The following is a 13,230-nucleotide window of genomic DNA, read 5'->3' on the forward strand; positions in this document are numbered from 1 at the left end:
ATTTAATCTTCGATCCAGTTTTGAGAGCGTTTTACAGCTTTATTCCAGAAATGAATCATATTATCGGCTTTTTCTTTGTCCAATTTTGGATGAAAATCTTTGTCAACGATCCATTGAGATTGAATTTCGTCTACACTTTTCCAATATCCAACGGCAAGACCTGCAAGATAAGCTGCACCTAAAGCTGTTGTTTCTAATGTTTTTGGTCGTGTAATTTTAAATCCAAAAAGATCGGATTGAATTTGCATTAATAAATCACTCGCAGAAGCTCCACCATCAACTCTAAGCTCAAGACTAGGTGTTCCCGAGTCTGCTTCCATTGCTTTTACGATATCATACACCTGAAAGGCAATTCCTTCCAAAGTAGCTCTGGCAATGTGTCCGTTGGTTGTTCCTCTGGTAACTCCGACAAGGGTTCCTCTCGCATATTGATCCCAATAAGGCGCTCCTAAACCGGTAAGTGCGGGTACAAAATAAACACCGCCATTATCTTCAACGGTTTGGGCAAGTGTGTTGATTTCTTCAGCTGAATTAATTAATTTAAGTCCGTCTCTTAACCATTGTATTGCTGCACCGCCTACAAATACACTTCCTTCCAGTGCGTAATTAACTTCTCCGTTTATCTTCCATGCAACAGTTGTCAGAAGATTATTTTTAGATTCTACGGCTTCTGTTCCTGTGTTCATTAATAGGAAGCATCCTGTTCCATAAGTGTTTTTTACCATTCCAGGAGTTGTACACATTTGTCCGAACAAAGCGGCTTGCTGATCTCCTGCAATTCCAGCAATAGGAATTTTAGTTGAAAATAACGTTGTTGATGTTTCACCATACACTTCACTGCTTTGTTTCACTTGCGGTAGTATAGCTTTAGGAATATTGAATAATTTTAACAAATCATCATCCCATTCCAAAGTGTGAATGTTCAGAAGCATCGTTCTGCTGGCGTTGGAAACATCAGTGATGAACATTTTTCCACGGGTAAGTTTCCAAACAAGCCAAGTATCAACAGTTCCGAAACATAATTTTCCTTCTTCTGCTTTTTCTCTTGCTCCTTCTACATTATCTAATATCCATTTTAATTTTGTTGCCGAAAAATAAGCATCCAACACAAGTCCGGTTTTCTTTTTGATCATTTCGGTATGACCTTCTTCTTTTAGAGAGTCACAATACTTTGAGGTTCTTCTGTCCTGCCAAACAATAGCATTGTAAATAGGTTCTCCGGTTTCTCTGTCCCAAACAATGGTAGTTTCCCTTTGATTGGTAATTCCGATAGCGGCAATTTCTAATCCTGAAATACCTGCTTTGGCAATGGTTTCAGCTGCAACGGAAATTTGAGAAGACCAAATTTCATTTGCGTCATGCTCTACCCAACCCGGAGTCGGAAATATCTGTTCAAAATTTCTCTGGGAGATTTGTTTAATTTCTCCGCTGTGATTGAATAAAATAGCCCTAGAAGATGTTGTTCCCTGGTCTAGAGCGAGGATCAATTTTTCACTCATACTGTGTATATTTATGGTTGTTTGTTTTTAGGAGAGTAGGGTATTAGTAAATAACCTTTTGCTAATTCAATGAATTCTTTTTCCTGTTGGCTTGCCCATTCTGCTGAAAGTCCTCTTTCTTCGGCAATGATCAACGATACTTTATGTGCGCTGTCGATCGCTGCTCTTGCATCTAAAAATAACATGCGGACTCTTCTTGCCAAAACATCTTCTATTGTTTCCGCCATTTCATTTCTTACTGCCCATACTATTTCTGCGACTGTGAAAGGTTGATCCGGATGAATCTTTTCTGAATATATAGGATTGCTGTTTTGCAACATTTTTATTGAAGGAATATCTGAACCGTAAACATACAAATGACTGCTTCTTTCTACCTGCTCGGCCTTTACATTACCGTGAATGGATAATTTCTCTGTTTTAGAAGTTGTCATTCCCATATTGTGAATTTCCATGGCTTTGTTAATGGTGTCTTCTGCCATTTTACGGTAGGTCGTCCATTTTCCGCCGATGATTGAAACTAATCCTGTATCGGATGTGATAACTTTGTGACTTCTGGAAACTTCTTTCGTGCTTTTTCCTTCGCCTTTTGGAGCGGCAAGCGGTCTTAATCCTGCGAAAACGGATTTAACATCTTCTCGGGTTGGTTTTTTAGATAAATATTGTCTTGCTGTATTTAAAACGAAATTAATTTCTTCTTCCAAAGCTCTTGGTTCAAAACTTTCGTTTTCTAATAAAGTATCGGTTGTTCCAACTAAAGCTCTATCGTGCCACGGAACTACAAACAGAACTCTTCCGTCTGACGTTTTTGGGATCATGATGGCATCATCACTTTTTAAGAAAGATTTATCTAAAACCAAATGAATACCCTGACTTGGAACAACAAATTTTCCATGTTTGGGGTTATTCATATTAAGGATGTCATTCGTGAAAATTCCTGTCGCGTTGATGACAACCTTTGCATGAATTTCATATCGTCTTTGAGTGAACTGATCTTCTGCCACGACGCCGATTATTTTATTAGCATCACTTTTAATAAGATTGATTACTTTTAAATAATTAATAGCGCTTCCTCCTTTCTCAATAATGGTTTGAGCTAGATTAATGGCCAAACGGGCATCATCGAATTGTCCGTCCTGATAAACAACTCCACTCATCAAGTTTTTCTGCTCAATCGTTGGAAGTTTACTGACAGTTTTAGACTTACTTATATATTGTGTTCTTCCAAGACTTAATTTCCCGGCAAGAAAATCATAGATGGATAATCCTATTTTATAATAAATACCTCCCCACCAAGTATAGTTGGGGATGATGAAAGATTGATTTTTTACAACATGCGCTGCGTTTTGTGCAAGTAAGCCTCTTTCTTTTAAAGCTTCTTTTACCAATCCGATATCGCCCTGAGCAAGATATCTTACACCGCCGTGTACAAGTTTCGTACTTCTGCTGGAGGTTGCCTTTGCAAAATCGTGAGATTCTATCAGTAAAGTTTTAAATCCTCTGCTTGTTGCGTCCAATGCAGAACCTAAACCACTAGCTCCACCACCAATAACAATAAAATCCCACTCCTGGGTATTGGCTAATTTAATGAGTTCTTCATTTCGTTTCATAATACTTCGTTTATGTTTCGTTTTCAAATTTAGTAATTAAAAATGAAACTAAAAGGAAAATAAATGAAATTTTTAAGGTCTCAATAAAAATTAATAAATTTGATGAATGGAAAAGTTACAGCCCAGGCATAATGATATATTAAAGGAAATAGACGAAAAAGACTATGTTCTTGTTCAGGAATTGTGTGAAAAGTTTAATGTTTCCTCAGTTACGATTCGAAAGGATTTGACGTATTTAGAAAGTTTAGGCTTATTGTTTCGTAATCATGGAGGAGCAAGTAAACATGTGAGATACGCTTATGAAAAGAACGTTGGTGAAAAGGAAAGTATTAATGTAGAAGCAAAACAAAATATTGCTAAAGCAGCCTTGCAATTGATTCAGGAAAACGACTGTATTATATTGGCTTCCGGAACAACAATGCATTATCTTGCCAGAATGTTGGTGAATTTTGGTCAGCTTACCGTACTTACTTCATCTTTAAGAGTTGCGCTTGAGCTTTGCAATAATCCTAACATTAATATTATACAGCTAGGAGGGGAGGTTAGAAAAAGTTCTACTTCTATTGTAGGCTCTATTTCGGAAACTATTCTTAAACAGTTTTCGTGCAATAAATTATTCCTCGGTGTTGATGGTATTGATATGGAGTTTGGAATAAGTACTTCCAATGCCGCAGAAGCACACCTTAATCAGCTTATGATTGAATGTTCTGAGAAAGTGGTGATACTGGCAGATTCTTCAAAGCTTAATAAAAAAGGATTCGGAAAGATCGCTCCTCTCGATAAAATAGATTATCTGGTAACCGATGACGAAATCTTAGAAGAAGACAGAAGCGGACTTGAAGAAAGAGGGGTTTCTGTTATTACGAAATAAATTTAATAATTGATAAATAATTATTGTATAAATCACCCTGAGTTTGCCGATTTTTTGTAAACTGCTAAAAATCAAAATATTTTGCAATAAAATTTGTCAATTTGAAAATTATTCATAAATTTGCACACTCATTTTAGGGGTAGAGTATGCCTATATCAAAAGTAGAAATTACTCAAACCTTCCCGAAATGAAAGTGTATCCAAGGAAATTTTATAACATATTATATAAATAATGTCAGGTATTATTGGTAAAAAAATCGGTATGACATCTTTGTTTAACGAAGAAGGAAAAAATATTCCTTGTACAGTTATCCAAGCTGGTCCATGCTCGGTTTTACAGGTCAGAACCATTGAAAAGGACGGCTATAAAGCAGTTCAATTAGGTTTCGATGACAAGAGTGAGAAGAACGTTGGTAAAGCGTTAGCTGGTCATTTTAAAAAGGCTGGTTCAGCTCCTAAAGCTAAGTTGGTAGAATTCTACAGAGAATTCGTAGACCAAGTAACAGTAGGAGAAGATGTAACTGTGAAACTATTCGCTGAAGGTGAATTTGTTGATGTAACAGGAACTTCTAAAGGTAAAGGTTTCCAAGGTGTTGTTAAAAGACACGGATTTGGAGGTGTAATGCAAGCTACTCATGGTCAGCACAACAGACTTAGAGCTCCAGGTTCTATCGGTGCTGGATCGGATCCTTCGAGAGTATTCAAAGGAATGAGAATGGCAGGTAGAATGGGAGGTAAGCAGGTAACTGTACAAAACCTTCAAGTATTAAAAGTGGATCAAGAACAAAATCTTTTAGTAGTAAAAGGTGCTGTTCCGGGAGCTAAAAATTCTTATGTAATTATCAGAAAATGGAACTAGTAGTATTAAATACATCAGGAAAAGAAACCGGAAAAAAAGTAACTCTAGACGAATCTGTATTCGGAATTGAGCCAAATAAGCACGCGGTTTACTTAGAAGTTAAACAGTACCTTGCTGCACAAAGACAAGGGACTCATAAATCAAAAGAAAGAAGCGAAATTACTGCTTCTACTAAGAAACTTAAGAAGCAAAAAGGATCTGGATCTGCTAGATACGGTGATATTAAATCTCCAACTTTCAGAGGTGGAGGTAGAGTATTCGGACCTAAGCCAAGAGACTATAGATTCAAATTGAACAAAGCTCTTAAGAGATTAGCTAAAAAATCTGTTCTTTCTCAGAAAATGAGAGACAACAGCATCAGAATTGTAGAAGGATTGAGCATTGCTGCTCCTAAAACTAAAGATTTCATCACTATCTTGAATGCATTAGCATTGAACGATACTAAATCTTTATTCATTCTTCCTGATACGAACAAGAATGTATATTTATCTTCAAGAAACTTACCTAAGACTAAAGTTATGAAATTCAACGAAATTTCTTCTTATGACTTAATCAATGCAGGTGAGATCGTTTTCTTAGAAGGTGCAGTTGAAAAATTCCAGGAAAATTTAAAGAAATAAATCATGTCACTAATTATTAAACCAGTTATTTCAGAAAAGGCGAACTATCTTACAGATTTAAGAGGTGCTTATTCTTTCTTAGTACAACCTAAGGCGAATAAAATCCAAATTAAAAATGCTGTAGAGCAAGCTTATGGTGTAAAAGTAGCAGACGTTAGAACCATGATTTATGCGCCTAAAGTTTCTTCGAAATACACGAAAAAAGGTCTTCAAGTAGGAAAGACAAACAAATTGAAAAAAGCGATTATCACTCTTGCTGAAGGGGAAGTAATCGATATTTTTGCTGTAAATTAATTATTAATTATAAATAATAGTAATGTCTGTTAGAAAATTAAAACCTATCACCCCAGGACAGAGATTCAGAATTGTAAACAATTTTGAGGAAATTACTACTAACAAACCAGAGAAATCTCTAACTGTTGGTATTAGTAAGTCAGGTGGACGTAACCAAACTGGTAAAATGACCATGCGTTACACCGGAGGTGGACACAAAAAGAAATACAGAATTATCGACTTCAAAAGAAACAAGCATGATGTTGAAGCAACGGTAAAAACTGTAGAATATGATCCAAACAGAACTGCATTTATCGCTTTATTAGAATATGCTGACGGAGAGAAGAGATATATCATCGCTCCAAACGGTATCAAAGTAGATCAAAAGGTAGTTTCAGGAGAAAGCGTAGAACCGAACATCGGTAACGCAATGAAATTGAAAAACATTCCATTGGGTACTGTTATTTCTTGTGTTGAAATGAAGCCTGGACAAGGTGCTATTTTAGCAAGAAGTGCTGGTTCTTCAGCTCAACTTACTTCAAGAGACGGAAAATATGCAATCATCAAATTGCCTTCAGGAGAATCTAGAATGATCCTTACTGAGTGTTATGCAATGATTGGATCTGTTTCTAACTCTGATCATCAGTTAACTGTTTCAGGTAAGGCTGGTAGAAGCAGATGGTTAGGTAGAAGACCTAGAACTAGACCGGTAGTAATGAACCCTGTAGATCACCCAATGGGAGGTGGTGAAGGACGTTCATCTGGAGGTCACCCAAGATCTAGAAACGGTATGCCTGCTAAAGGTTACAAAACCAGAAAGAAAAACAAAGCGTCTAACCGTCATATCATATCTAAACGTAAATAATTATGGCAAGATCACTTAAAAAAGGACCATTCATCGCATATACTTTAGATAAGAAGGTTCAGGCAAATATAGAGGCTGGAAAGAAAACAGTTATTAAAACTTGGTCTAGAGCATCAATGATCTCTCCGGACTTCGTAGGACAAACTATTGCAGTACACAACGGGAAATCTTTTATCCCTGTTTATGTTACAGAAAACATGGTTGGTCACAAGCTAGGCGAATTTTCTCCAACAAGATCTTTCAGAGGTCATGGTGGTAACAAAAACAAAGGAAGTAGATAATCATGGGATCAAGAAAAAGAGAAAGTGCATTAGCACGTAAATTAACGAATCAAGATGTAGTAAAAGCATTACATAATGATTGCCCTTCTTCTCCAAGAAAGATGAGATTAGTTGCTGATATCATCAGAGGAGTAGAAGTTGACAAAGCTTTATACATTCTAAAATATTCTAAAAAAGACGCTTCTAACAAATTAGAGAAAGTATTACTTTCTGCGATGGCCAACTGGCAGTCAAAGAACGAAGGTGCTGATATCGAAGAAGCGAATCTTATCATTAAAGAAATTTTTGTAGACAGTGCTAGACAATTGAAGAGACTAAGACCTGCACCACAAGGTAGAGGACACAGAATCAGAAAAAGATCTAACCACATTACACTAATCTTAGGTAATAAAGAAAATTAATCAAGGTATGGGACAGAAGACAAATCCAATTGGTAACAGATTAGGTATCATCAGAGGATGGGATTCAAACTGGTTTGGTGGTAAAGATTATGGAGACAGAATCGCTGAAGACTACAAAATCAGAAGATACCTTGAAGCTAGATTATCTAAAGGTGGGATTTCAAAAATTTATATTGAAAGAACATTAAAATTAGTAACAGTAACAATCACTACTGCTAGACCGGGACTTATCATCGGTAAAGGAGGTCAGGAAGTTGACAAGTTAAAAGAAGAATTGAAGAAACTTACTAAAAAGGATATTCAAATCAATATTTTCGAAATCAAAAGACCTGAACTTGATGCAGTTTTAGTTGCTGATAGTATTGCTAAGCAAATTGAAAACAGAATTTCTTACAGAAGAGCTGTTAAAATGGCTATCGCTTCTACAATGAGAATGGGTGCTGAAGGTATCAAAGTTCAAATCTCTGGTAGATTGAACGGTGCTGAAATGGCTCGTTCTGAAAACTTCAAAGACGGAAGAATTCCATTATCAACTTTCAGAGCAGATATCGATTATCATATCGGTGAAGCACTTACTCAATACGGTAAGCTAGGAGTTAAAGTTTGGATCATGAAAGGAGAAGTTTACGGTAAGAGAGATCTTATGCCATTAGTAGGACAACAGAAGAAAGGTGGTCCTTCAGGAGGCGGAAACAGAGGAGATAGAGACAACAGAAGACCTTCAAGAGATAAAAAAAATAATTAATAAAATTTTAGAGGATAGTTTTTAAACGACCGTTACTTTTTTAAAATCTAAATTCTAAAATCTAAAATTTAAGAAATTATGTTACAACCAAAAAGAACCAAATTCCGTAGAGTTCATAAGATGAAGATGAAGGGGATTGCTCAAAGAGGTAATCAACTTGCTTACGGAACTTTCGGAATCAAAGCTACAGAAGGAGCTTGGATCACTGCAAGACAAATTGAAGCTGCTCGTATCGCTGCTACAAGATATATGAAGAGAGAAGGTCAACTATGGATCAAAATATTTCCAGATAAGCCAATTACTAAGAAACCAGCCGAAGTACGTATGGGTAAAGGTAAAGGTGCTGTGGAATATTGGGTAGCTGTAGTGAAGCCAGGTAAAATTATGTTCGAAGTCGGAGGAGTATCTTACGAAATCGCTAAAGAAGCATTAAGACTTGCTGCACAAAAATTACCGATAGTTACTAAATTTGTAGTTGCTAACGATTTTGTTAAACCTCTATAATCTTTGAATACAATGAAACAAGCTGAAATTAAAAATCTAAGCGCTGAAGATATTCAAGCAAAATTGGCTGAAGCTAAAGCTGAATTCACTAAAATGAAATTAGCTCACAAAATCAGCCCACTTGAAAATCCAATTCAAATCAGAGATTTGAGAAGAACGATCGCAAGACTAAATACTGAGTTAACTAACAAACAACAATAAGATTTTCATACATTATGGAAAGAAACTTAAGAAAAGAAAGAATCGGAATAGTTTCCAGCAATAAAATGGAAAAGACCATTGTTGTAAGTGAGACGACTAGAGTGAAACACCCGATGTACGGTAAATTCGTATTAAAAACGAAAAAATATACTGCACACGACGAAAACAACGAATGCACAGAAGGAGATACAGTTCTTATCCAAGAAACTAGACCTATGAGCAAGAGTAAGAGATGGAGATTAGTAAGAATCATTGAAAAAGCTAAGTAATAATGTTACAAACAGAATCAAGATTAAAAGTTGCTGATAACACTGGTGCAAAAGAAGTACTAGTAATCAGAGTTCTGGGTGGTACCAGAAGAAGATATGCTTCAGTTGGTGATAAGATTGTAGTTACTATCAAGGCTTCTACACCATCAGGAAACGCAAAGAAAGGTCAAGTATCTAAAGCGGTAGTAGTAAGAACTAAGAAAGCAGTTAGAAGAAAAGATGGTTCATACATCAAATTCGAAGACAATGCTTGTGTTTTACTAAACGCTGGTGGAGAAATGAGAGGAACACGTGTTTTCGGACCTGTTGCTCGTGAGTTGAGAGACAAAGAATATATGAAGATCATTTCATTGGCTCCTGAAGTACTTTAATTTTAAAAATTTTTAAACGAAAATGTCAAAGTTAAAAATAAAAAGAGGAGATAACGTAATCATTACTACTGGTAAGAAAGATATCAAAGGTAAAACTGGTGAAGTTATTGAAGTGATCAAAAAAGAAGGAAAAGACCCTAGAGTTATCGTTGCAGGACTTAACATCGTTAAAAAACACGTTAAGCCTTCAGCTTCAAATCCTCAAGGAGGAATCACAGAAAAAGAAGCTTCTATTCATATCTCAAACATAGCTTTAGTTGGTAAAGACGGAAAAGCTATCAAAATCGGTTACAAAATCGATGGAGATAAGAAAGTAAGAATCGACAAAAAAACGGGTGAAACTTTATAATTTTAAATAACACATGGAATATATCGCAAGACCCAAGAAAGCATATAAAGAAACAATTGTTCCTGCAATGATGGAAGAATTTGGGTACAAATCTGTAATGCAGGTACCTAGATTAGAAAAAATCATCCTATCTCAAGGTTTGGGTGATGCTACTGCAGACAAGAAAATTATTGATTATGCTGTAGAAGAACTTACAAATATTACTGGCCAAAAAGCTGTAGGTACTATTTCTAAGAAAGATGAAGCAGCTTTCAAATTAAGAAAAGGTATGCCTGTAGGTGCTAAGGTAACTCTTAGAGCTAGCAAAATGTACGAATTCTTAGACAGACTTACTGCTTCTGCTTTGCCACGTATTAGAGATTTCTCTGGTATTAAAGCTGATGGTTTCGATGGTAGAGGTAATTATAACTTAGGTATTACTGAGCAAATTATCTTCCCTGAGATCGCAATCGACAAAGTGAAAAAAATCCAAGGGATGGACATCACTTTCGTTACAACTGCGAAAACAGATAAAGAAGCTAAAGCATTGTTAACTCACTTCGGTTTACCTTTCAAAAAGAACTAAGAAATGGCTAAAGAATCAATGAAAGCGCGTGAGCGCAAAAGAGAAGCTACTGTAGCTAAATACGCTGAGAAAAGAAAAGCTTTAAAAGAAGCTGGTGATTATGAAGGACTTCAAAAATTACCAAAAAATGCTTCTCCTGTAAGATTACACAACAGATGTAAACTAACAGGTAGACCAAGAGGTTACATGAGAACTTTCGGTCTTTCAAGAGTAACTTTCCGTGAAATGGCCAACAACGGTCTTATTCCGGGAGTGAAAAAAGCTAGTTGGTAGTCAATACTAATTAAAAATCGGGACAATTAAGTTGTCTGGATACTAAAGAAATAAATATCAGACCGAAGTTTTTCTGAAGTCTGATATTTTAATCTTCAAGTCCCTTCAATACTGATTGTCTTTAACCAATAATTTAAAAAAGAAAAATGGTAACAGATCCAATTTCAGATTTCCTAACAAGAGTAAGGAACGCACAAAGCGCAGGCCACAAGGTGGTGGAAATTCCTGCATCGAAAATCAAAAAGGAGCTTACAAAAATCTTATTTGATCAAGGGTATATCTTAAACTACAAGTTTGAAGAGAGCGCTGTTCAAGGAACGATCAAAATAGCTTTGAAGTATGACAAGCAAACTAGCAAGCCTGCAATCAAGTCTATCCAAAGAGCTTCAAGACCAGGTCTAAGACAATACAAAGGTTCTACTGAACTTCCAAGAGTATTGAACGGTTTGGGTATCGCTATTATCTCTACTTCTAGAGGGGTAATGACTGATAAAAAAGCTAGAGAAGAGAAAGTAGGCGGTGAAGTAATCTGCTATGTTTATTAATTTTTAATCAAAGGAAAATGTCAAGAATTGGTAAAGCAATTATAACTATTCCCGCTGGTGTTACTGTCACTGAAAAAGAAGGTGTAGTAACTGTTAAAGGTCCAAAAGGAGAACTTACTCAGGAGCTTACAGAAGGAATTACTTTAGAACAAAACGATGGTGTGCTTACATTCAGCAGACCGTCTGATTCTAAACAACACAGAGCGCTACACGGTTTATACCGCGCGTTAATCAATAACATGATTTTGGGAACTGCTGAAGGTTTCACAAAAAAGTTAGAACTAGTAGGGGTAGGATACAGAGCTTCTCATTCAGGTCAAAAACTTGAATTAGCTTTAGGATTCTCTCACGGTATCGTTTTAGAACTTCCAAAAGAAGTAATAATCGACACATTGACTGAAAAAGGTAAAAACCCAATTATTACTTTAACGTCTCATGACAAGCAACTTCTAGGAATGGTTTCTGCAAAGATCCGTTCATTCAGAAAGCCTGAGCCATACAAAGGAAAAGGTGTAAGATTCGTAGGAGAAATTGTTAGACGTAAAGCTGGTAAATCTGCTTAATAAATTATAAGTATTATGGCATTAAGTAAAGTAGAAAAAAGAATAAGAATAAAAAGAAGAGTAAGAGGGAAAATCTCTGGATCTTCTGAATTGCCAAGATTATCTGTATATAAAAGTAATAAGGAAATTTACGCTCAGTTAATCGATGACAAAGACGGTAAAACTTTAGTATCTGCTTCTTCTAGAGATAAAGGAGTTGACGCTAAAGGTACAAAAAGTGAAGTTTCTGCCGCTGTTGGTAAAGCTATTGCTGCTAAAGCAGTTGCTGCAGGAATTGGAGCTATTGTATTTGATAGAAACGGTTTCGTATACCACGGTAGAGTGAAGGCTCTAGCTGACGGTGCGAGAGAAGGAGGACTTAAATTCTAATCATTAAATTTCGGAAAATATGTTAGGACTAGATAATATAGAAAGAGTAAAACCGGGAGGATTAGAATTAAAAGATCGTCTCGTATCAGTTAACAGAGTAACTAAAGTAACAAAAGGTGGTAGAGCTTTCGGGTTTTCTGCTATCGTTGTTGTTGGAAATGAAGAAGGAGTTATTGGTTACGGTTTAGGTAAATCTAAAGAGGTTGCTTCTGCAATTGCGAAAGCAGTTGAAGACGCTAAGAAAAACCTTGTTAAGGTACCTGTAATGAACCATACAATCCCTCACCAAACTACTGCTAGATATGGTGGTGCAGATATCTTCTTGAGACCTGCTTCTCACGGTACAGGACTTATTGCAGGTGGTGCAGTAAGAGCGGTATTGGAGTCTGCTGGTATTCACGATATCCTTTCAAAATCTAAAGGATCTTCTAACCCTCACAACGTAGTGAAAGCTACTTTCAAAGCGTTGTTAGACATCAGAAGACCTGAAGAAATTGCAAGAATGAGAGGAGTTTCTTTAAGTAAAGTGTTTAACGGTTAATAAATAAACAATGGCAACAATTAAAGTAAAACAAGTAAGAAGCGCTATTGGTAGAACAAAAACCCAAAAGAGAACGCTTGAAGCATTAGGATTTAAGAAACTTCACCAAGTTGTAGAACACGAAGCTACGCCTTCTATTTTAGGTATGATAGCTGCAGTTAGTCATTTACTTGAAGTTCAAAAATAATTTTAAAAAGAAATTAAAATGAATTTAAACAACATAAAACCTGCTGCAGGTTCTACTTTTAGTTCAAAAAGAATTGGTAGAGGTCAAGGTAGTGGAAAAGGAGGTACTTCTACGAAAGGTCACAAAGGACAGAAAGCAAGAGCTGGTTATTCTCAGAAGATCGGTTTTGAAGGAGGTCAAATGCCTTTACAAAGAAGATTACCGAAATTCGGTTTCAAAAATGTAAACAGAAAAGAATTTAGAGCTATTAACCTAGACGATATTCAAACTTTAATTGATACTAAATCTGTAACAGGAGATATTACAAAAGAAGTTTTGGTACAAAACGGTTTAGCTACTAAAAACGAATCAGTGAAAATTATGGGTAGAGGAGAATTGAAATCTGCGGTTTCAATCTCTGCTGATAAATTCACTAAATCTGCATTAGAGCTTATCTCTAAAGCAGGTGGACAAGCAATTACATTATAATAGTA

The 13,230-nt window shown here is 36.0% G+C and carries 23 protein-coding genes; 21 read left to right on the top strand and 2 right to left on the bottom strand.

Translation table 11 applies throughout. The features are described 5' to 3' along the window. Positions 1-2: 2 nt before the first annotated feature. Positions 3-1,499, bottom strand: coding sequence for a glycerol kinase GlpK (gene glpK / locus AC1Q7L_RS09840; protein WP_492305269.1), 1,497 nt, complete (start codon positions 1,497-1,499; stop codon positions 3-5). An 11-nt stretch (positions 1,500-1,510) separates the two neighbouring features. Continuing rightward, entirely contained in the window at positions 1,511-3,106 is a 1,596-nt protein-coding gene (locus AC1Q7L_RS09845) for a glycerol-3-phosphate dehydrogenase/oxidase (protein WP_492305270.1), read from the bottom strand. Between the two features lie 106 nt (positions 3,107-3,212). Between AC1Q7L_RS09845 and AC1Q7L_RS09850 the strand changes: the two genes are divergently transcribed. The 21 genes from AC1Q7L_RS09850 (at position 3,213) to rplO (ending at position 13,225) form a co-directional block, all read left to right on the top strand. Then, positions 3,213-3,977: a DeoR/GlpR family DNA-binding transcription regulator gene (locus AC1Q7L_RS09850; protein WP_492305271.1), complete on the top strand. Its 765-nt coding sequence runs from the start codon at positions 3,213-3,215 to the stop codon at positions 3,975-3,977. Positions 3,978-4,208: 231 nt separating this feature from the next. Next, positions 4,209-4,835, top strand: a complete 627-nt coding sequence (gene rplC / locus AC1Q7L_RS09855) for a 50S ribosomal protein L3 (RefSeq protein WP_072407369.1) — start codon at positions 4,209-4,211, stop codon at positions 4,833-4,835. Continuing rightward, positions 4,826-5,455: a 50S ribosomal protein L4 gene (gene rplD, locus AC1Q7L_RS09860; protein WP_072407371.1), complete on the top strand. Its 630-nt coding sequence runs from the start codon at positions 4,826-4,828 to the stop codon at positions 5,453-5,455. The genes rplC and rplD overlap by 10 nt, the downstream gene beginning before the upstream one ends. Positions 5,456-5,458: 3 nt before the next feature. Further along, on the top strand, positions 5,459-5,749 hold the full coding sequence (rplW, locus tag AC1Q7L_RS09865) for a 50S ribosomal protein L23 (protein WP_410691339.1): 291 nt from the start codon (positions 5,459-5,461) through the stop codon (positions 5,747-5,749). A 22-nt stretch (positions 5,750-5,771) separates the two neighbouring features. Continuing rightward, positions 5,772-6,593 carry a 50S ribosomal protein L2 gene (rplB, locus tag AC1Q7L_RS09870; RefSeq protein ID WP_034702846.1) on the top strand — a complete coding sequence of 274 codons (822 nt, stop codon included), beginning with the start codon at positions 5,772-5,774 and terminating at the stop codon, positions 6,591-6,593. Between the two features lie 2 nt (positions 6,594-6,595). After that, entirely contained in the window at positions 6,596-6,874 is a 279-nt protein-coding gene (gene rpsS / locus AC1Q7L_RS09875; protein ID WP_050378485.1) for a 30S ribosomal protein S19, read from the top strand. Between the two features lie 2 nt (positions 6,875-6,876). Then, on the top strand, positions 6,877-7,275 hold the full coding sequence (rplV, locus tag AC1Q7L_RS09880) for a 50S ribosomal protein L22 (protein ID WP_066752878.1): 399 nt from the start codon (positions 6,877-6,879) through the stop codon (positions 7,273-7,275). A 7-nt stretch (positions 7,276-7,282) separates the two neighbouring features. After that, complete coding sequence (rpsC, locus tag AC1Q7L_RS09885; RefSeq protein ID WP_054512045.1) at positions 7,283-8,020, top strand: 30S ribosomal protein S3; 738 nt, start codon at positions 7,283-7,285, stop codon at positions 8,018-8,020. A gap of 78 nt (positions 8,021-8,098) precedes the next feature. After that, positions 8,099-8,524, top strand: a complete 426-nt coding sequence (rplP, locus tag AC1Q7L_RS09890) for a 50S ribosomal protein L16 (protein WP_066752872.1) — start codon at positions 8,099-8,101, stop codon at positions 8,522-8,524. 12 nt (positions 8,525-8,536) lie between these two features. Further along, on the top strand, positions 8,537-8,725 hold the full coding sequence (gene rpmC / locus AC1Q7L_RS09895) for a 50S ribosomal protein L29 (RefSeq protein WP_066752868.1): 189 nt from the start codon (positions 8,537-8,539) through the stop codon (positions 8,723-8,725). Between the two features lie 11 nt (positions 8,726-8,736). Then, positions 8,737-8,994 (top strand): 30S ribosomal protein S17, encoded by a 258-nt coding sequence (rpsQ, locus tag AC1Q7L_RS09900; protein WP_052186088.1) that lies wholly within the window; start codon positions 8,737-8,739, stop codon positions 8,992-8,994. Positions 8,995-8,996: 2 nt separating this feature from the next. After that, positions 8,997-9,365 (top strand): 50S ribosomal protein L14, encoded by a 369-nt coding sequence (gene rplN, locus AC1Q7L_RS09905; RefSeq protein ID WP_066752865.1) that lies wholly within the window; start codon positions 8,997-8,999, stop codon positions 9,363-9,365. A gap of 22 nt (positions 9,366-9,387) precedes the next feature. Beyond that, a complete protein-coding gene (gene rplX / locus AC1Q7L_RS09910; protein WP_054512040.1) occupies positions 9,388-9,714 on the top strand; it encodes a 50S ribosomal protein L24 in 327 nt (108 codons plus the stop codon). A gap of 13 nt (positions 9,715-9,727) precedes the next feature. Next, entirely contained in the window at positions 9,728-10,279 is a 552-nt protein-coding gene (gene rplE, locus AC1Q7L_RS09915) for a 50S ribosomal protein L5 (protein ID WP_054512039.1), read from the top strand. A gap of 3 nt (positions 10,280-10,282) precedes the next feature. Next, positions 10,283-10,552 carry a 30S ribosomal protein S14 gene (gene rpsN / locus AC1Q7L_RS09920; protein WP_034712998.1) on the top strand — a complete coding sequence of 90 codons (270 nt, stop codon included), beginning with the start codon at positions 10,283-10,285 and terminating at the stop codon, positions 10,550-10,552. 146 nt (positions 10,553-10,698) lie between these two features. Further along, entirely contained in the window at positions 10,699-11,097 is a 399-nt protein-coding gene (gene rpsH, locus AC1Q7L_RS09925) for a 30S ribosomal protein S8 (protein WP_072407375.1), read from the top strand. 17 nt (positions 11,098-11,114) lie between these two features. Continuing rightward, the gene (rplF, locus tag AC1Q7L_RS09930) at positions 11,115-11,660 is read left to right on the top strand and encodes a 50S ribosomal protein L6 (protein ID WP_410691338.1); all 546 of its coding nucleotides are present in this window, start codon (positions 11,115-11,117) and stop codon (positions 11,658-11,660) included. Between the two features lie 15 nt (positions 11,661-11,675). Continuing rightward, the gene (rplR, locus tag AC1Q7L_RS09935; protein WP_123982588.1) at positions 11,676-12,029 is read left to right on the top strand and encodes a 50S ribosomal protein L18; all 354 of its coding nucleotides are present in this window, start codon (positions 11,676-11,678) and stop codon (positions 12,027-12,029) included. A 19-nt stretch (positions 12,030-12,048) separates the two neighbouring features. Beyond that, positions 12,049-12,570, top strand: a complete 522-nt coding sequence (gene rpsE / locus AC1Q7L_RS09940) for a 30S ribosomal protein S5 (RefSeq protein WP_123982590.1) — start codon at positions 12,049-12,051, stop codon at positions 12,568-12,570. Between the two features lie 10 nt (positions 12,571-12,580). After that, positions 12,581-12,757, top strand: a complete 177-nt coding sequence (gene rpmD / locus AC1Q7L_RS09945; protein WP_007839493.1) for a 50S ribosomal protein L30 — start codon at positions 12,581-12,583, stop codon at positions 12,755-12,757. A gap of 18 nt (positions 12,758-12,775) precedes the next feature. Continuing rightward, positions 12,776-13,225, top strand: a complete 450-nt coding sequence (gene rplO / locus AC1Q7L_RS09950; RefSeq protein WP_066752854.1) for a 50S ribosomal protein L15 — start codon at positions 12,776-12,778, stop codon at positions 13,223-13,225. The last annotated feature ends 5 nt before the right edge of the window (positions 13,226-13,230 follow it).

This window comes from Chryseobacterium sp. GW823-FHT05E08, assembly GCF_058795655.1.